Below are 17,976 nucleotides of genomic sequence, written 5' to 3' on the forward strand. Positions count from 1 at the left end.
GCCACACGCGGCAATGTCCCGGGGGACTACCCAAGGCCGGGACGTCAGGAATCGGCTTTCACCGCGAGAACCGGGCAAGGCGCGCCCAGGAGGATCCGCTGCGCCGCGGAGCCCATGATGAGTTTGCCGACCGGGCTGCGGTGCCTCAGCCCGATCACTATCAGGGAGGCTTCGGACGACGCCGCCAGGTCGAGGATCTCTTCGTCGGCGTCGCGCCCGCCGACCACCTGGCGTATCTCGAAGTCGACACCCAGCTCGGTCAGGTCCCGTCGGACGTGGTCGAGGTCTTTCTGCTCCGCGAAGGCGCGGTCGGCATAAGCGTCGCCTCGCGTTGTGTTCACCACCAGCAGGGTCTCGCCCCTGGTGCGGGACTCGTCGATTCCCGCCCGCAGGGCGGCCTCGCCTTCCGGCGTCGGTACGTATCCGACCAGTACGGTCATGGCTGCCTCCTTCTCAGGCACTTCGCTCGAGGGCCGGACGCACGATGTACCGGCGGACCAGCGGCCAGGCCAGCAACAGCACGATCACCGTGTAGATCACGTAGGACACCGGCCCGCCCAGCAGACCGGACAGGTCGCCGCCCGACAGCTGGAGCGACCGCCGGCCCTGCAGTTCTGCGCGCGGGCCGAGGATGACGCCCACGATCAGCGGCAGCACCGGCAGTCCGAATCTCCGCATGGCGAAGCCGAGCAGGCCCAGCAGCAGGAGGAGGAACAAGTCCAGGGGCTGTGCGTTGACCGCGTAGGCGCCCATCGATGCGAAGAACACGATTCCCGCATACAGGTAGGGGCGGGGGATGCGCAGCAGCCTGGCCCAGGCAGGCGCAAGTGGAAGGTTCAGCAGGAGCAGCAACAGGTTGCCGATGAAAAGGCTGGCGATCAGCGCCCATACAAGGGTCGACTCACGCTCGAACAGCAGCGGGCCCGGCTGGATGCCGTACGACTGGAACGCCGCGAGCATCACCGCGGCGGTCGCGTTCGTCGGCAGCCCGATGGCGAGCATCGGCACCAGGGTGCCCGCCGCGGACGCGTTGTTGGCGGCTTCGGGGCCCGCCACACCCTCGATCGCCCCCTTGCCGAACTCCTCGGGGTGCTTGGTGAGTTTCTTCTCCGTGGCGTACGACAGAAACGTCGGGATCTCCGCGCCGCCGGCCGGCATGGCCCCGAACGGAAAACCGTACGCCGTGCCGCGCAACCACGGCTTCCATGACCGTTTCCAGTCCTGTCGGCCCATCCACGGCACGCCGACCGGGATGACCCCCGCGGGCTTGCGCCGCAGATGCGCGGCCACCCACAGGGCCTCGCCGACGGCGAAGATGCCGACCGCGACCACCACCACATCGATGCCGTCGGCGAGTTGGGGGATGCCGAAGGTGAGCCGCTGCTGTCCGGACACCGAGTCGATTCCGACGATGCCGATCACCAGTCCGATGAGCAGCGAGGCGAATCCGCGGACACGGGACGCGCCGAGCACCGCGGTGACCGCGATGAAGGACAGCAGCATGATCGCGAAGTAGTCCGGTGCGCCGAGGCTGACAGCGAACTGCACCACCAGCGGCGCGACCAGAACCAACAGCAGGGTGCCGATCGTTCCGGCGACGAAGGATCCGATCGCCGCTGTGGCGAGCGCCTGCGCCGCCCGGCCGGCCTTGGCCATCTTGTTGCCCTCGATGGCGGTGACGACCGAGGACGATTCGCCGGGGGTGTTCAGCAGGATCGAGGTGGTCGACCCGCCGTACATGCCTCCGTAGAAGATGCCGGCGAACATGATGAATGCCCGCGTCGGCTCCATTCCGTACGTCACGGGCAGCAGCAGGGCCACGGTCATGGCCGGGCCTATACCGGGGAGGACTCCGACTGCCGTGCCGATGGTGACGCCGATCAGCGCCAGCAGGAGGTTCATCGGGGTGACGACGTGCGCGAACCCCTCGAGCAGATGATTCAGGTTGTCCATCACAGGATTCCTTGCAGCACGCCGGCCGGGAGATTGACGCCGAGCCCGATCGCGAAGGCGTAGAAGGTGATCAGCGACAGCGCGACCGAGATCGCGAGGTTGCGCACGTAGTGCCGGTTGCCCAGGGCGAAGGCCGTTCCCCAGAAGAGGACGGACCCGCTGATCACCCAGCCGAGGGGTTCGATCAGCACCGCATTGACGGCGAAGGCGCCCATCATCAGGAGCACAGTGCGCCAGTCGACCGGGGTCGTCAGGTCGACGTCCTCGCCGGCCTCCGGTTCGCCGCGACCGCCTCGCGCGACGTCGATGACGTACACCAGCGCGACCACGAGAAGAAGAACGCCGAGGATCACCGGCAGCGTGCGCGGGCCGAGCGGATCGGTGCTGCTTGTCGAGTTCCCGGTCCGGACGGCGTCGATGATGACGAGCACCCCCACCAGGACGAGGAACGCGCACACGCCGTACTGTGCGCGGTCCCCGCCCGGTGACGGGCGGTGACTCGTTTCGTCCCGCTCGTTGACGTGCAGGCTCATGCCAGGCCGAGCTCTGTGAGGATGTCGGCAACAGCCTTGTCCTGTTCCGTCAGGTAGGTGGCGAACTTGTCGCCTGCCATGAACGCGTCGGTCCAGCCGTGCTTGGCCAGCTCGTCCTTCCACTCCTTGGAGTCGTGCATCGCGGTCAGCGAGTCGACCCAGACCTGCTTGTCGGCGTCGCTGATGCCGGGCGGGGCGACGATTCCGCGCCAGTTGGTGAAGACCAGGTCGATACCCTCAGACTTCAGCGTCGGGACATACCCAAGGGCTTCGACCGCCTTCTCGCTGGTCACCGCGAGCACCCGGACCTGGCCGGCCTCGATCTGGTCGAGGAATTCACCGAAGCCACTGGCGCCGAAGGCGATCTTGTTGCCGAGGATGGCCGGGAGCAGCTCACCGCCGCCGTCGTAACCGATGTAGTTGACCTTCTTCGGGTCGATACCGACCGTCTTGGCGAGCTGCATCGGCAGAAGATGGTCCGGTCCGCCGGGCGACGAGCCGCCGCCGACAGCGACGCCCTTGGGGTTCTTCTTCCACGCGGTGACGAGATCGTCGATCGTCTTGTACGGCGAGTTCTTGGGCACGACGATCGCGCCCGCCTCCTCCATCAGCTTGGCGATCGGTGTGGTCTGCGCGAGCGTCGCCTTCGACTTCGCGGCGTACGACGCGCCGACGACTCCCAGCCCCATCTGCATGGCCAGCTTGCCGTTGCCCTTTTCGTTCACCGTGCGCTGCAGGCCGACCGTGCCGCCTGCGCCCGGAAGGTTGAAGACCTGGATACCGGACGCGATCTTGGTGTCCTCCATCACCTTGGCCGCGGTCCGCGCCGTGGTGTCGTACCCGCCGCCCGGGGTGTTGGGGACCATGATCCGCAGGCCGGTGACGGGCCCGTCGCTCTTGCCCTTCTCCTGCTTCTGCCCAGTGGCGCCGCAGGCACTGACAGTGAGAATCGACACGGCGGTCAGGGCACCGACGAGGGCGGCTCTTCTTGCTCTCATGGCTGGTCTCTTTCGCTTCGGGCACTCGGACGCCATGATTGTGCGACTCGGCAGACACCCCGTCTGCGTTGTGTCAGCATTGAAGGTTGAGTTCATTGTGGTCGTGAAGTTTCGCCGCCATACACTCGCCGGCGAGCTGCTGGTGCTGCAGCTCGCCATCATCGTGGCGGTGCTGGTGGCGGTCGCCGCGATCTCACTGGCTCAGTCCGAAGCGACCTTCGAACGGGTGGAAGGACGCCGGGTCACCGCGTTGGCCGAACAGATGGCCGGGAACCCATTGGCGCGCAGCCAGCTCGACCGGCCGGCACCGGGAGAGGTACTCGCCCCCCTGGTGCAGACCACGCTGACCCAGTCCGGCGTTACGTCCGTGACCGTCGCCGACGGCAGCGGCAAGATCGTCAGCTCCACGAATCCCACGACGGTCGGTGACCGGATGTCACTGGGTCCCGGAGTCGCCGAGGCCCGCGGCTGGTCCGGCGAAGTGACGCTGGACGGCTCCAGCCAAATGGTGGCCCAGGTTCCGGTGATCGGAGCGGCTCAGCACAACCTCGGCCGCCACCTGGGGACGGTGATGGTCAGCGAGGCGTCACCGACGGCCTGGCAGCGGCTGGGCAACGCGTCGTCGTATCTGCTCGCCTACCTCGGCATCGCGAGCGGGATCGGCCTGGTCGGATCGTGGCTGCTGGCCCGGCGCACCAAGCGCCAGACCCTCGGCCTTGAGCCCCGTGAGATCGCCGGGCTGGCCGAGCACCGCGAGGCGATGCTGTACGGGATTGCGGAAGGCGTGATCGCCCTCGACCCGCAGTTGCGGCTCACCTTGGTGAACGCGGTCGGCAGGCGGTTGCTCGATCTGCCCGAGAACTGTGTGGGGATGAGCCTGGCCGACCTCGGGATCGAGGGCCGATTGCACGACGTGCTGGCCGGATCCCCCAGTGATGCAGTCGGGCGACGCGACGAGGTCGTCATACGCCGGGGCCGGGTGCTGGTGATGAACCGGATGACGGTCACCAAGGACGGCCGCCGGCTCGGCTCGGTCACGACCCTGCGGGACCGTACCGAACTGGCCCAGCTGGAACGCGAGATCGGATCGTTCCGCAGTTCCGCCGAGCTGCTGCGCGCGCAGGGCCATGAGTTCGCCAATCAGCTGCACACGATCTCCGGACTGATCCAGATAGGCAAGCACGACGATGTGGTGCGGTACGTCCGCGCGCTGAGCAGGCACCGCCAGTCGCTGGACATGACCGTGAACAGACGAATCCGCGACATGCCCGTCGGCGCTCTGCTGATGGCGAAGTCGTCACTTGCGGCGGAACGCAAGGTCGCGCTGCGTGTCTCGGAGCGTACGTCGCTCGACCGGCTGGCGCCGGAGGATTCGGCGGACGTGGCGACGGTACTCGGCAACCTCGTCGACAACGCGGTCGATGCGGCCGGGGCCGGCGACGACGACGGCCACGAGGCCTGGGTGGAGGTCGAACTGCGGCAGGACGCGTCCAGCGTCGAGATCGTGGTGCGCGACTCCGGCCCTGGAGTAGCGCCCGAACTCGCCCACGAGGTGTTCTCACACGGGTTCACCACGAAAGCCGCCCAAGAGGGGGAGCGGGGCATCGGACTGGCGCTCACCCGGCTCGTCTGCAAGCGCCGCGGCGGCGAGGTCGCGGTGGCCAACACGCCCGACGGTGCCATGTTCACCGCTCGGATGTCCGTCGGCAGCCCGGCCGACGCGGTACCGGAAGGAGCCTCCTCATGATCGACGTGCTGGTTGTCGACGACGACTTCATGGTGGCGAAAGTCCACCGGGCCTTCGTCGACCGCGTCGAGCCGTTCCGGGTCGTCGGCACGGCGAACACCGGCGAACAGGCGGTCACAGCCGTCGGCGAGCTGCGCCCCGACCTGGTCCTGCTCGATCTGTATCTTCCGGACATGTTCGGACTGGATGTCATTCCACGTCTCCGGACCGCCGGCCATGACTGTGACGTCATGGTGATCACTGCCGCGCGCGAGGCAGCCGCAGTCCACCGTTCCGTCCGCCAGGGCGTGGTCAACTACCTGTTGAAGCCGTTCGAGTTCGAAGACCTGCGCCCCCGCCTCGAACGATACGCCGCCCAGCGCAGCAGCCTGCTCGCCTCAGTCGTCAGGGACCAGACAGACGTGGACCGGGTGCTGGCCGGCACCGCCCTGCCCACATCGAGCCCTGTGCTGCCCAAGGGCATGAGCGTAGAGACCGCGGGACTCGTCGAGCGGACGCTGCGCGGTACCGACGGATCGCTGTCCGCCGCCGAGTGCGCGGCCCGGGCCGGCATTTCCCGCGTCAGCGCCCGCCGTTACCTCGAACACTTCCAGTGCACGGGCCACGCTGAGGTGTCCCTGCGGTACGGAGCCGCGGGCAGACCCGAGCGCCGCTACAGCTGGCGCAGCTGAGGGCGCCCCGCGTGGGCGGGCCGTACGACCGCATCCGCTACCGCAAGCAGCTCGCACAGGACCTAACGACCGGTCCGATCGAGGAGGTCGGTCAACTTGCCCCGGTGGGCGAGGACTTCGAGCTCGTCGAGGGCGTCCACCGCACGCTCGGCGGCCCCCGGGTCGCGGGCGGCGAGGCCGCTCTCCTCGAACTCGTCCTCGTCCAGCCGCAGCACCTGAGCGCCGTCCGCCGACACCCACAGATCGAGGTCCAGGTCCTCGACGACCAGCTCGTCGCCGTCCAGGACGGCGGGGCGGGTGATGTCGCAGTACCAGCCCTTCAGCGCGCCGTCGCTCGAGCTGACCTCTTTCACCGCGTACCAGCGGTCCCGCCAGTAGTGCTCGGTGAACACATCGCCCGCCTCGAAGCGTACGAAGCCGAAGTCACGAGCCTCCTCGCCCGCCCACGGCGCGCGCACGGTCACATGGGTGCCGTCGTCCGCGAGCAGCTCCGCGGCGTAACGGATCTTGGTCCGGCCCGCCTTGACCAGGACCACCTCAACCGAGCGTGCGGACATGCCGTACCTCCGTCGCGCAGATCTCGTAGCCGAACCACTTGTTGATCGCCAGCATGGGGCCATTGTCCGCGTCATTGCTGGTGAACGCTTCGGTGTGACCCGCCGCGCGGGCGCGGCGCAGCGAGTCGGTCTTGGCGAGCTTCGCGAAACCCCGCCCGCGATGAGCGCGCAGCGTGCCCGTCATGCCGGACATATAGCGGGTGCCGCCGTCCGACTGGGCCGCTGTGAAGGCAGCGACCTCGCCGTCCACCAGCACGACCGAGCTCAGCCCACGGTCGAGCAGCGGGTTGTTCCAGGTGTGGCGGATCCAGTCGTCGTAATCGTCGAAGTCCGCGCCGATGTCGCTGGGCTCGTCCGACGTGGCCTCGGCATCGGCCCTGAACATCGGCCGCGGGTCGGCCTCGAAGTCTGCGGCGGTACGCAGCTCGACGCCCGCGGGCAGCTCAGGCAGCGGCGGCAGCGTTCCGTTCGCGAGGTCAAGACGCTGGAAGTGGGCTGGACGGGTCGGCCGGTAGCCGTGTTTCTCCGCGAAGGCCCGGGACTCCGGCTCGTCGATCACCCAGGCGTAGACGGTCCTCGCGCCCTCGGCCGCCAGATGCTCCTCGGCGGTGCGCAGAATCAGCGCCCCCGCGCCCCGGCCGCGGTGCTCCGGGTGGACGTGCGGAGTGACGAACGACTGACCCGGCTCACTGGAGTCGTACGCGATGCCGGCATGGGCAGTGCCGATGATTTCCCCGTCTTTCTCGGCGATCAACAGCCTGTACTTCTTGGCCGGGTTGGCGGACTCCACACCGAAGGCGACGGCTGCCGGCGTCGTCACCATGTAAGGGAGAGCGGCACGCCTGACGCGGGACACCGACGCTGCGTCATCGGGTCGGAAATCACGGACGATCAAAGTCATGGGGAGGGACGGTACGTGCCCGCCGGGTGGCCTCGCCTCTCAATTTCCGGCGGTGAGGGAGAATCGGCGGGTGACCTTGAAGATCGCCATTGATGCCGATGCGGACCTGGCTCCATACGAACAGGTGCGTACCCAGATCTCCCAGCAGGCGCGGTCGGGCGCACTGCCGGTGGGCTACAAACTGCCGACCGTGCGCGGGCTTGCCGAGGAGCTCGGGCTCGCCGCCAACACCGTCGCCAAGGCGTACCGCGCGCTGGAGACCGACGGAGTGATCGAGACCCGAGGCCGGAACGGCACGTTCATCGCGGCAGCGGGCGATGCGGCCGAACGCCGGGCGGCCGCGGCAGCGGCGGCCTTTGCCGAGCAGGTGCATCGCCTCGGCCTGACGCAGGAGGCGGCGCTGTCCGCGGCGCGGGACGCGCTGCGGGCGGCGTACGGCGGCTGAGGTCCGGTGCCGGGGGCTCCGCCCCCGGACCCCGCGCCTCAAACGCCACTGGCTACAGGTACAGCCCCGCGTCCGCGCCGTCGTGCTGGAGAGGGACCGACGTAGGGCTGTGCCCGCGGCGCAGGGCGTAGAGCTCGGCCAGCGTCGCGCCCTCACGACCGACTCCCTCCTCCGTGCCCAGCCAGGTCACCGACTCCTTGCGGGTCAGCGCCCCCACCTCGATCCGGGCCAGACAGCGGCCCGGGCGGACCACCGCCGGGTGGAGCCGTTCCAGGTCCTCGTTGGTCGTCACTCCCACCAGGACATTGCGGCCCTGGCCCAGCAGACCGTCCGTGAGATTGAGCAGCCGGGACAGCGCCTGGCCGGCGGTGTGCTTCGCCTCGCCGCGGATCAGTTCGTCGCAGTCCTCCAGGAGCAGCAGTCGCCAGCGGCCCTTCGAGGTGCCTTCGTCCTCGCCGATCGCGATGTCCATCAGGTAGCCGACGTCGTTGAAGAGACGCTCGGGGTCGAGTACGCAGTCGACCTGGCACCAGTCCCGCCAGGAGCGGGCCAGCGTTCGCAGGGCGGAGGTCTTGCCCGTGCCGGGCGGGCCGTGCAGCAGGAGCAGTCGGCCGGCGATGTCGTCCGGCGTGACCTTCATCAGCCGGTCCATCGCATCGGCCACCGGCGCCGTGTAGTTGGGCCGGACCTCGGCCCAGGTACCGGCGGCGATCTGGCGGGTGGTGCGGTGCGGGCCGCGGCGCGGCGAGACGTACCAGAATCCCATGGTCACGTTCTCCGGCTGCGGCTCCGGTTCGTCCGCCGCACCGTCCGTGGCCTGCTTGAGGACCTTCTCGGCGAGCTCGGAGGTGACCGCTGTGACCGTGACGTCCGCGCCGCGGTTCCAGCGGGAGATGAGCAAAGTCCAGCCCTCGCCCTCGGCGAGTGTGGCGCTGCGGTCGTCGTCCCGCGCTGAGCGCAGTACGGAAGCTGCCGGAGGCAGCAGGGTGGCGCCGGGCCTGACACGGTCGATGGTGGAGCTGTGGGAGTACGGTTGCTCGCCCGTCGCGAAGCGGCCGAGGAACAGCGCGTCGACGACGTCCGAAGGTGAATCGCTGTCGTCGACGGTGAGCCGGATCGGCAGTGCGTCCTGAGGCTTTGCAGACATGCGCCCATGATCCGGCACGGGACCGCCGCGCGCACGGTGTTTTGACCGGTGGCGCGGCCCGGGCCGCGGGCCGGCCGGCTCCGGCATCAGCCGACGGTCCCGCGGATCAGCCCGACGGCCCGGCGTGTGCGGCGCACCACGGCGTACCCCTTGGTGAGGGCACGGTCCTTGGCGAAGTTCCGGGCGATCGACCTCCCCTCGACGAGCCGCTCGAACTCCTCGATACCGGTGGAGCGCCGTACGGTCACCCGCTGGACGGCGTACGGCCCCTGCCGGGGCAGGGCGAGCGCGTTGCCCACGGCGAGCGACTGCGCGAAGCCCGCCGCCCGGACCGCTCGGCGCACCCGGCGGCTGGAGTAGCCGTACGGGTAGGCGAAGGAGACCGGCGCGGTGCCCAGTTCGTCGGCGACGATGTCCCGGCAGCGGGCCGTCTCGTAGCGCAGCCGGTCGTCGTCGAGCTGGTCCATCTGCGGGTGGGTGTGGGTGTGGCCGCCGATCTCCGTGCCCGCGGCGGCCAGTTCGCGCACCTGGTCCCAGTCGAGCATGGTGTCGAGCGCGCCGCCCTCGTCATGGGCGCCGCGCAGCCAGCCGGTCGAGACGAACAAGGTGGACGCGAATCCGTGCTCGGCGAGGACGGGGAGGGCATGCCGGTGCACGCCCTCGTAACCGTCGTCGAAGGTGATCAGCACCGGGCGGCGGGGCAGGGGCCGGCGCCCGCCCGACCGCCACGCGTCGCCGAGCTGTGCGGTGGTGACGGGCGTGAACCCGCCCCCGCCGAGCAGCTCGAGCTGCTCGGCGAAGGCCTCGGGCGAGACGGACAGGCCGTACGTGGCCTCGGCCGGCCGGTGTCCGACGGCGTGGTACATCAGGACGGGGACGGGCTGGTTCACCCTGATGTACCTCCCGGTACCGACGAGGCTGGGGTTCCCGTGATCGGCCCGGGTCTCACAGGATCGGCAGCCGGCGGGGCCGGGCTTGCAGCGATCGGCCCGGACGAGAACGTCGCCCCGCCCCCGCGCGCCCGCAGGCTCCCCACCGCATAGCCGCCCGCCGCCACCGCGACCCCGGTGACGATCGCGCCGGCCCGGCCCGCTCCGCCGCGGCGGCCCAGCATCGCGTCGCGCAGACCGCGTACGACCCCCGCCGGGAGGACCCGCGTGGTGTAGCGGCGTTCGGACTCCAGGCCCTTGTCCGCGCCCACACTTCGGGCCACCAGGGCCTTGGACAGGCCCTCGGCGTAGGCACGGGTGCGGAAGTACCCGAACCGCTCTCGCGCCGCCGGGACCTTGTGGTGGATCACCGCGCGGTCGTCGATCAGCAGCACGGCCTCGGGCAGCGCCTTGGCGAGCCGGATGCACAGCTCGGTTTCCTCGCAGCCCAGCGGACGTTTGTCGCCGTCGCGCCCGATGCCGGTGGCGAAGCCGCCCGACGCGTCGAACGCCGTGCGCCGGAAGGAGGCGTTGCCGCCCAGCACATTGCGCACCCGCACCTTGCCGCGCGGCAGGCCCCGGTACGTACAGCCGACGACCCAGTCGAACTCCTCGGGGAACCAGACCGGCCTGCGCCCCGAGGCCCAGGCGGCCATCGTCCGGCCGCCGACGGCCATCACCCGGTCGTCGTCGTATCCCTCGGCGAAGTACCGCAGCCAGTCACGCTCGGCCACGGCGTCGTCGTCGAGGAAGGCCACGAACTCGCCCCGGGCCGCGGCGATTCCGGTGTTGCGACCTGCGGAGAGGCCGCGGGGGCCCGCATTGGCGAGCACCCGCACCTCCTCACCCTGCGCGACGTTCTCGCTCTGCCCGCCGAACTCCCGGTACTCCTTGTACTCCCTGGCCAGCCTCTCCAGCAGCGCCGGATTGTGGTCGACCACCAGCAGCGTCTCCAGCGCGGGCAGCGACTGACGCCGTACGGAGCCGACGGCCGTGAGGATGTCCTCCCAGCGGTCCTCCGTATAAACGCAGATCACCACTGAGAAGCGTCGGTCGCTCAAGACACCTCTCCCCGCGACATCCTGAGGCTCAGCGACGCCTCGCGACGGCGCTCGGCGCGGCTGACTCCCTTCTCCTCGAGGATCACTCTGAGGACCCGCAGTCCGTCCCGTACGGCGCTGAGGTTGCTGACGCCGTGGATGCGCAGGTACTCGTGACTGGGGACCTCCTGCACGCGCAGACCGGCCTTGACCACCCGGATGTTCATCAGCGTCTCGATCTCGAAGCCGGTGCAGTCCAGAGTGATCTTGTCCAGGCAGTGCTTCCAGAAGGCGTTGTAGCCGTAGCAGAGGTCGGTGTATCTGGCCCCGAACTTGGCGTTGACGACGGAGCACAGGACCCAGTTGCCGAGCTTGCGGATCGCGGTCATGTCATCGGTGCCGCCGCCATTGGCGAAGCGGGAGCCCTTGGCGAAATCGGCGCCGGAGACGAGGGCCGACACATAGGAAACGATCTCCTGGCCGTCGGCCGAGCCGTCCGCGTCGACCATCACGATGATGTCGCCGGTGCAGGCGGCGAATCCGCTGATGAGGGCATCCCCTTTGCCCTTGCCGACCTGTTTGACGACCTTGATGTCCGGCCGCAGTTCGCGGGCGACCTGGACGGTGTTGTCGCTGGAATTCCCGTCGACCAGGACTACTTCATGAATCCAGTCGGGGAGTGTCTTGAAGACGTACGGAAGATTCTCCGCCTCATTCATGGCAGGGATCACGACGCTCACGGGCGGAGTGATCGCGAGATGTGAGGAGATCGGCCGGTAGGCAGCTGATATCCGGCCGACTCCCTTCGCCGGACCTTCCGTTGCGGCAGCGGAATCGGTGGCGGTTTCTGTGACGGATGCGGCGGCTGATTCGGTGGTGCCCTGATGGTGCGACGGCTCGAGATACGGATCTTGCCCCGGAGCGGCCGGGTGCAGGACTGAGCTCATGAGTCTGGTTCCCTCTCCACCGGTGGACTGCCCACCCCCGGGCAGTCCGGATGAGTTTCCGGTTCGAAAGGGGGGTTCTTCTCACCCCGGCCAACACGACATAGCGACTCCGTACTTGGTGGGTGAGCTGGCAAAACTGGCCGCGCGGCGTAACGGCTCGGCAAGAGCGCGAAAACCGAGCACGGCACCCCCCTACCGCGCCCCGCTCAGGAACCCATCGCGACGCTTGAGCCCTCCCCTGGAGTCGCTTTGCGTGATGGACCGTTGCGGGTGGATGTACGACGGTATTGATGATTAGGACTGTATGGCAAGACCTGGGACAAGGACGCACTTTTTTCTTTTTGATACACATTCGGTGGTCAGATATGCGAGCGCCTTGATCGGAATTTCTTGATCCCTTTCATCAACCGCCCAGTCGGATTGATCTGTTCCGGGTTCCGCATTCGCCGGCCGAGGCTCCAGAGGAAGAGCAGAGCGGTGATCACGGCGATCGTCGTGATCCCTCCGTCCACCGTCAGGACGTGCGGCGACTTCAGCGATTGGGCGACCAGCAGGTCGATGGCGATCGCACCGGCCGCTGCCAGGGCGGCACGGGTTGCCGGGTCGAGGCGGGGGAGCGCGGCGGCGAGACCGCCCGCCGGTCCGGGCTGTGCAGCTCGTACGTAACCGTCAAGAAGCGCTCACGCAACATTCTTGGCATGGACACTTCCGGTGAAGTATGCCCGCTGCTACGAAAGTTGAGGCAGAGATCCTGCTAAAGGGAGGTTCCATGAAACTGTCCCGAATCGCGGCATTCTCATCCTCACTCCTCCTCGGCGCCGTCCTCGCTCTCACCGGAGCAGGCCAGGCACAGGCCTCGGACAGCGCCCTCGCCCTTGACTACGTGGCCTTGGGCGACTCCTACTCCTCAGGCGTCGGCGCCGGCAGCTACGACAGTGCGAGCGGCTCCTGCAAGCGCAGCACCAAGGCCTACCCCAAGCTCTGGGCGGCCGCGCATTCACCCTCGTCGTTCGCGTTCACCGCTTGCTCGGGCGCTCGTACGGGTGATGTCACGGCCGGTCAGCTCGGCCCCCTCAACTCCGCCACCGACCTCGTCTCGATCACCATCGGCGGCAATGACGCGGGCTTCTCCGACGTCATGACCACCTGCGTCCTGCAGTCCGAGTCCAGCTGCATCAACCGCATCAACCAGGCCAAGGCGTACGTCGACAGCACCCTGCCCGGCAAGCTCGACTCCGTGTACTCGGCCATCAGTTCCAAGGCACCCGCTGCCCGGGTCGTCGTCCTCGGCTACCCCCGCTTCTACAAGCTCGGCGGAAGCTGCATCGCAGGACTGAGCGAGAACGAACGGGCCGCGATCAACGGCGCCGCGGACTATCTCAACGCCGCCACCGCGAAGCGAGCGGCCGACCACGGCTACTCCTTCGCCGATGTCACCCCCGCCTTCACCGGACACGAGATCTGCTCCGGGTCGGCATGGCTGCACAGCCTGAACTGGCTCAACATCGGCGAGTCGTACCACCCCACCGCCTCCGGACAGTCCGGCGGCTACCTGCCCGTCTTCAGCTCGCGCGCCTGAGAACGGCGGTCGTGGCGTTCGCGGTGTAGGAGCTACCGTCCGTCGGGCTCTCCTGCTCGCAGGTGACCGAGAAATCGATCCAGTTGGAGCGTGCCTCGACCGGACTCCGGACTTCCACCCGGATCCGGTCGTGGTGCGTCTCGCCCTGCTTGTACGTCAGCTCGATGTGGCTGACCTGCTTCTGCTTCGAGCCTCCGGCCTCGAAGTCGAGCGTCTTCCACCCCGGGTCGGAGCTCTCGCCGCTCTTCGTCGCCCAGCGGTAGTCGACAGAGGCGGGGGTACGGCCCACCGTGATCGTCGCCCGGAAGGCCGGAGCCTCCGCCTCGGGCGGCGGGCAGGTGCCCGAGTAACTGCCGTGCACCGTCTCGGCGTAGACCTTGACGGTCTGCGGCGGGGTGTACGTACCGCCGTTGCCGCCACCCTTGTTGCCATTGTTTCCGCTGTTGTCAGTGGTGCCGCCGTCCGTCCCGCCGCCTCCGGGGGCGGTGGCCGTATTGCCGGGGCTCGCGCTCGAACTCCCCGTCGCGGGACTCACGCTGCCGTTGTTGTCACCGCCGCCCTGGTTCCCCTTGCCGTTGTTGACCAGCGCCCAGGCGAGACCGCCGACGGCCAGGAGCAGCGCCGCCACCCCGGCGACCAGCACCACCGTCGCACGCCGCGCACGATCGGGCGGCACACCGGTCGTGGCCGTGGTGGCAGGACCGGGCACGGGCGTGGGCTGCTGGGGGAGTGCATGCGCGACAGGTGTCGGGGACGTCGACGAGACGGTGGGGCTGTACGGCCCCGGCGGCACCGGAGTCGTGGGCGCCGTGCCGCCCGCGCCCACCACCCGCAGCAGACGCTCGGCCTCCCCGGCCGAAAGGCGCTGCGCCGGATCCTTGCGCAGCAGCCCCGCGATCACCGGCGCGAGGGCCCCGGCCCTGCGCGGCGGGGGCAGTTCCTCGTCGACGACGGCACGCAGGGTGCTCAGCGGGGTGTTCTGGCGGAATGGGGAGTTGCCCTCGACCGCCGCGTACAGCAGCACGCCGAGCGACCAGAGGTCCGACTCGGGCCCAGGCGTACGCCCCAGCGCCCGCTCGGGCGCGAGGAACTCGGGGGAGCCGATCAGCTCGCCCGTCATCGTCAGGTTGGAGGTCCCCTCCACCATCGCGATACCGAAGTCGGAGAGCACCACACGGCCGTCGTTGCCGATCAGCACGTTCCCGGGCTTCACGTCCCGGTGCAGTACACCCGCCTCGTGGGCGGCGCGCAGGGCGGCGAGGATCTCCGCGCCGATGTGCGCGGCGCGCTGCGGGGCGAGAGGGCCCTCCGCGTCCAGCACGTCGGACAGGGCGAGCCCGCGCACGAGTTCCATCACGATCCAGGGACGGCCGTCCTCGGTCGCCACGTCGTAGACGGTCACCACATTGCGGTGCGAGATACGGCCCGCGGCCCAGGCCTCCCGCTCGAGACGCGCGTACAGCCGCTGCTCGTCCGCGGTGCCGAGCCCCGCCGGGGCGCGGACCTCCTTGACGGCCACCTCGCGGTTCAGCACCTCGTCGCGGGCGCGCCACACCACGCCCATCCCGCCCTCGCCCAGGGGGCTCAGCAGGCGGTAGCGCCCTGCCACCAGCCGCGAATCGCCCGGCACTTCGCTCACAGCGAGCCCCCATCGGTAGCAGAGGAACTACCCCAAATTACCTCACGCAAGGGCTGTTGCCGCCCCCCTGAGAGCCAATCCGCATCCGATGGCGAGCACGATGCAGGCCGTGCCGAGGGGGAGCGCGCGCTGGGCGGTGGTCAGCAGCCGCCCCTTGCGGCGGCTGCGATCGGCGAGCAGGCGGGTGGCGCGTTCGCCGAGCCGCACCGCCGCGAAGCCCGCGGCGGCGAGGGTGAGGGCGAGCCCGGCGCCGTACGCGAGGACGAGCAGCAGCCCGAACCAGGCCCGCCCGAGGGCCGCGGCGCCCACGAGGACGACGACGGCGGAGGGACTGGGGACGAGCCCGCCGGCGAAGCCGAGCAGGATGGTGGAACGGAGACCGAGGGAGCGGTGTTCATGGGTGTGGGTGTGGGAGTGGCTGTGCCCGTGGCTGTCGTCGTGGTCATGCGCGTGGCCGCTGGCATGGCTGTGCCCGTGCCCGTGGTCATGACCGTGCCCGTGCGAGTGGCCGTGCGCGTGCGCGGCTCCCCGCGTCCTCCACGCCCTGCGTACGAGCACCACACCCGCCACCGCCACCAGTGCCCCGCTCGTGACGCCCAGCCAGGCGACCACCGACGGCGCTGCCGCCGAGCCCACCGCGATCAGACCGCCCAGCGCGAACACCCCGAGCGTGTGCGTGATCGTCACCGATGCGCCCAGAGACAGCACGTCGCGTAGGGAGTTGCGCCCGCCCGCCGCCGCCGCGGCCGCCATGACCGTCTTGCCGTGGCCCGGCGCGAGCGCGTGCATCGCGCCGAGCAGCAGCGCGGTCGCCAGAGCCAGCGCGGCGAATCCCGCGGTCAGGTCGCGGTGGGAGACCAGGCCGGTCAGCGCCTGCGTCCAGCGGTCGGCGCCGCGCGGGAGTACGGACGTGGGGGCCGCCGCCTCCTGGCGGTCCGCCGCCGCGGGCGCGCCGCCCGGCGTGACCGAGAGCGACGCGGCCTTGCGGTCAGGTGCAGAGGACAGCTCCCCCTCGGGGTACTTCGTCAGCCGCCCCGACTCCGACGTCTGCGGTACGTCGGAGGAAGTGAGCGTCATCCGGTCGCCGCGGGCGGTGACCTCCCGCCAGCCCGGCCCATCGGCGCCGCCCGCCGCCCGGAAGCCGATCGTCTGCCGCCCGCCGGGCAGTTCGGCCGTGAGCCTGCACTCGACGCGCAGCGTCGGCAGTCCGGCCTGCCCGGGGCGCACCTCGGCGCGGCTCGCGCCGGGCGTGAGGGCGACCGTGCGCTGTTCGACCGTGACGCGGCTGTCCCGCGCCGCGTCCCGGCAGCGCGTCCCCGCCCACGAGGACAGCTCCGCGGGGGACATCTCCCGGTTGCCGTCGCGGTCGATCTTCGTACGGGCCTGGGCCGCGGGGATCTCCGCCAGGTCCTCGACGTGGTCGACGCCGAGCCGCCCGGGCGCGACGAGGAGGCCGTCGTAGCGATTGACTGTGAAGTTTCCCAGGGGATGCGCCGCGGCCGTCCCGGCGGGCAGTACGGCGAGCGCGGCACCGGCGACGAGGACCGCCGCGCCGACAGCGGTCGTACGCCTCTTCATGACGCCTCCAGAGCCTTCAGCGCGGCCCTGGCCGCACGTGAACCGGTGGGGGAGAAGCCGGGGTTGATCTTCAGCGCGGCGGCGAGCGGCGCACGGGCGGCGTCCGTCCTGCCGGCGGCGCGTTCGATCATGCCGCGGTGGTACAGGAACAAAGCGTTGCGGCAGCCGGCCGGCGCCGATGTGGCGAGATACGGGAGGGCTTCGGCGGAACGGCCGTTGACGTGCAGCGCCCAGGCCAGCGCGTCCGCCGTGTGCACGGTCCGGCGCTTGCCCCACTCGGCACGCGCGGCCTTGAGCGCCTCGGCCCTGTCGCCGTGGTCGGCCAGCGCCAGAGCGGTGTCCAGATCGGTGTCGACGCCGTTGGCGCGGGCCAGCTCGGTCCAGGTGCCGATGAGTTCGTACTGGGCCCGGGCATCGGCCGCCCGGCCTCCCGCTTCGTACAGCTCACCCAGCGCCACGAGCTGCCCCGGCAGCGGCAGCCGGTCCACCACCGCTTCGAGCCCCGGCACCGCGCCCTTGGAGTCGCCGCGCGCGGCCTGGGTGCGGGCCTGGCCCTCAAGGGCGGGAAGATACCCCGGGTCCGCGTCGAGCGCCGTAGTGAAGTACCGCTGCGCCGGGGCGTACGCCCCCTGGCTCCACTCCAACTGGCCGAGGGCGGTGGCGACATAGGCAGTGTCGCCGGGGGACGAGGCTGATTTCAGCGCGCCGCCGAGCACCCGCCGGGCGCCCGCGATGTCGCCGCGCAGCTCCAGGACGTACGCGTAGCGCGTGAAGACGGGGATGCCGGGGCGGCGGCCGTCGGCCTGCTCGGCCGCCGCCAGCGCCTTGGCGTAGCTGCCCAGTTCGACGAGGGCGTCGATCCGGGACGCGAGTGCGCGCTCGCTGAACGGGTTGACCTTCAGCGCCGCCTCCGAAGCGCGCAGCGCCCCGCGGAAGTCGTGCCGCGCCGCCGCGAGCGCGGCACGACCCGCGAGTGCCGTGTCGTTGTCCTGCGGCTGGAGCGCCAGGGAACGGGCAAGCGCCTTGTCGGCCTGCGGATACCGGGTCGGATCACCGCTGGTCCTGGCCTGCTCGACATAGGCGGCACCCAGAGCCGCCCACCCCCGCGCGTCCTTGGGCTGCGCCCGCAGATGCGCCTGGAGGCCGGTGACCCCGCGGGCGAGGTCACCGGTGCCGATCCGCTCGAACGGCGCGTCCGCCACAGGCGCGGCGGTCCGGGCCGCCGGGGGCTCGTCGCCCGCGCCGCCGGACACGACGAAGCCCACGGTCAGGGCGACGGCCAGCATCCCGGCCGGCAGGAGCATCCCGGCCA

17 protein-coding genes are annotated in these 17,976 nt (G+C 70.0%); 4 read left to right on the forward strand and 13 right to left on the reverse strand.

The genetic code is table 11. The features are described 5' to 3' along the window. Positions 1 to 44: 44 nt before the first annotated feature. The 4 genes from OOK40_RS09040 to OOK40_RS09055 are packed head-to-tail and all read right to left on the reverse strand — an operon-like array spanning position 45 to position 3,484. Positions 45 to 440, reverse strand: a complete 396-nt coding sequence (locus tag OOK40_RS09040; RefSeq protein ID WP_266478087.1) for a universal stress protein — start codon at positions 438 to 440, stop codon at positions 45 to 47. A gap of 13 nt (positions 441 to 453) precedes the next feature. Beyond that, on the reverse strand, positions 454 to 1,953 hold the full coding sequence (locus tag OOK40_RS09045) for a tripartite tricarboxylate transporter permease (RefSeq protein ID WP_266478090.1): 1,500 nt from the start codon (positions 1,951 to 1,953) through the stop codon (positions 454 to 456). Continuing rightward, on the reverse strand, positions 1,953 to 2,486 hold the full coding sequence (locus OOK40_RS09050) for a tripartite tricarboxylate transporter TctB family protein (protein ID WP_266478093.1): 534 nt from the start codon (positions 2,484 to 2,486) through the stop codon (positions 1,953 to 1,955). Before OOK40_RS09050 ends, OOK40_RS09045 begins: the two co-directional genes overlap by 1 nt. Then, entirely contained in the window at positions 2,483 to 3,484 is a 1,002-nt protein-coding gene (locus OOK40_RS09055) for a tripartite tricarboxylate transporter substrate binding protein (protein WP_266478095.1), read from the reverse strand. Before OOK40_RS09055 ends, OOK40_RS09050 begins: the two co-directional genes overlap by 4 nt. Positions 3,485 to 3,581: 97 nt before the next feature. Here OOK40_RS09055 and OOK40_RS09060 point away from each other — a divergent pair, with 97 nt between their 5' ends. Next, positions 3,582 to 5,231 (forward strand): ATP-binding protein, encoded by a 1,650-nt coding sequence (locus OOK40_RS09060; protein ID WP_266478097.1) that lies wholly within the window; start codon positions 3,582 to 3,584, stop codon positions 5,229 to 5,231. Further along, positions 5,228 to 5,902, forward strand: a complete 675-nt coding sequence (locus OOK40_RS09065; RefSeq protein ID WP_266478098.1) for a response regulator — start codon at positions 5,228 to 5,230, stop codon at positions 5,900 to 5,902. Before OOK40_RS09060 ends, OOK40_RS09065 begins: the two co-directional genes overlap by 4 nt. 62 nt (positions 5,903 to 5,964) lie before the next feature. Here the strand turns inward: OOK40_RS09065 and OOK40_RS09070 are convergent, their stop codons facing one another. Both OOK40_RS09070 and OOK40_RS09075 read right to left on the reverse strand, forming a co-directional pair. Beyond that, the gene (locus OOK40_RS09070; protein WP_266478100.1) at positions 5,965 to 6,459 is read right to left on the reverse strand and encodes a DUF402 domain-containing protein; all 495 of its coding nucleotides are present in this window, start codon (positions 6,457 to 6,459) and stop codon (positions 5,965 to 5,967) included. Beyond that, positions 6,440 to 7,360: a GNAT family N-acetyltransferase gene (locus tag OOK40_RS09075; RefSeq protein WP_266478102.1), complete on the reverse strand. Its 921-nt coding sequence runs from the start codon at positions 7,358 to 7,360 to the stop codon at positions 6,440 to 6,442. The genes OOK40_RS09070 and OOK40_RS09075 overlap by 20 nt, the downstream gene beginning before the upstream one ends. 70 nt (positions 7,361 to 7,430) lie before the next feature. Here OOK40_RS09075 and OOK40_RS09080 point away from each other — a divergent pair, with 70 nt between their 5' ends. After that, a complete protein-coding gene (locus OOK40_RS09080) occupies positions 7,431 to 7,805 on the forward strand; it encodes a GntR family transcriptional regulator (protein ID WP_266478104.1) in 375 nt (124 codons plus the stop codon). Between the two features lie 52 nt (positions 7,806 to 7,857). Here the strand turns inward: OOK40_RS09080 and OOK40_RS09085 are convergent, their stop codons facing one another. The 4 genes from OOK40_RS09085 to OOK40_RS09100 form a co-directional block, all read right to left on the reverse strand. Then, positions 7,858 to 8,952 (reverse strand): DUF5925 domain-containing protein, encoded by a 1,095-nt coding sequence (locus OOK40_RS09085; protein WP_266478105.1) that lies wholly within the window; start codon positions 8,950 to 8,952, stop codon positions 7,858 to 7,860. Between the two features lie 86 nt (positions 8,953 to 9,038). Continuing rightward, positions 9,039 to 9,818, reverse strand: coding sequence for a polysaccharide deacetylase family protein (locus OOK40_RS09090; protein ID WP_266479054.1), 780 nt, complete (start codon positions 9,816 to 9,818; stop codon positions 9,039 to 9,041). 20 nt (positions 9,819 to 9,838) lie between these two features. Continuing rightward, positions 9,839 to 10,942, reverse strand: coding sequence for a glycosyltransferase family 2 protein (locus OOK40_RS09095; protein ID WP_266478106.1), 1,104 nt, complete (start codon positions 10,940 to 10,942; stop codon positions 9,839 to 9,841). Next, positions 10,939 to 11,868: a glycosyltransferase family 2 protein gene (locus OOK40_RS09100; protein ID WP_266478107.1), complete on the reverse strand. Its 930-nt coding sequence runs from the start codon at positions 11,866 to 11,868 to the stop codon at positions 10,939 to 10,941. The genes OOK40_RS09095 and OOK40_RS09100 overlap by 4 nt, the downstream gene beginning before the upstream one ends. 769 nt (positions 11,869 to 12,637) lie before the next feature. Here OOK40_RS09100 and OOK40_RS09105 point away from each other — a divergent pair. After that, a complete protein-coding gene (locus OOK40_RS09105; RefSeq protein WP_266478108.1) occupies positions 12,638 to 13,447 on the forward strand; it encodes an SGNH/GDSL hydrolase family protein in 810 nt (269 codons plus the stop codon). On the opposite strand, the gene OOK40_RS09110 is transcribed toward OOK40_RS09105, so the two are convergent. From OOK40_RS09110 to OOK40_RS09120, 3 genes are read right to left on the reverse strand one after another with little or no spacing between them, the layout of a single operon-like run. Then, positions 13,431 to 15,086 carry a serine/threonine-protein kinase gene (locus OOK40_RS09110; protein WP_266478110.1) on the reverse strand — a complete coding sequence of 552 codons (1,656 nt, stop codon included), beginning with the start codon at positions 15,084 to 15,086 and terminating at the stop codon, positions 13,431 to 13,433. The genes OOK40_RS09105 and OOK40_RS09110 overlap by 17 nt on opposite strands. Positions 15,087 to 15,128: 42 nt before the next feature. Then, positions 15,129 to 16,664 (reverse strand): nickel transporter, encoded by a 1,536-nt coding sequence (locus tag OOK40_RS09115; RefSeq protein ID WP_266478112.1) that lies wholly within the window; start codon positions 16,662 to 16,664, stop codon positions 15,129 to 15,131. Then, positions 16,661 to 17,968 carry a tetratricopeptide repeat protein gene (locus tag OOK40_RS09120; protein WP_266479057.1) on the reverse strand — a complete coding sequence of 436 codons (1,308 nt, stop codon included), beginning with the start codon at positions 17,966 to 17,968 and terminating at the stop codon, positions 16,661 to 16,663. Before OOK40_RS09120 ends, OOK40_RS09115 begins: the two co-directional genes overlap by 4 nt. Positions 17,969 to 17,976: the final 8 nt, after the last annotated feature.

Source organism: Streptomyces sp. NBC_01481 (assembly GCF_026339995.1).
Lineage (GTDB): Bacteria > Actinomycetota > Actinomycetes > Streptomycetales > Streptomycetaceae > Streptomyces.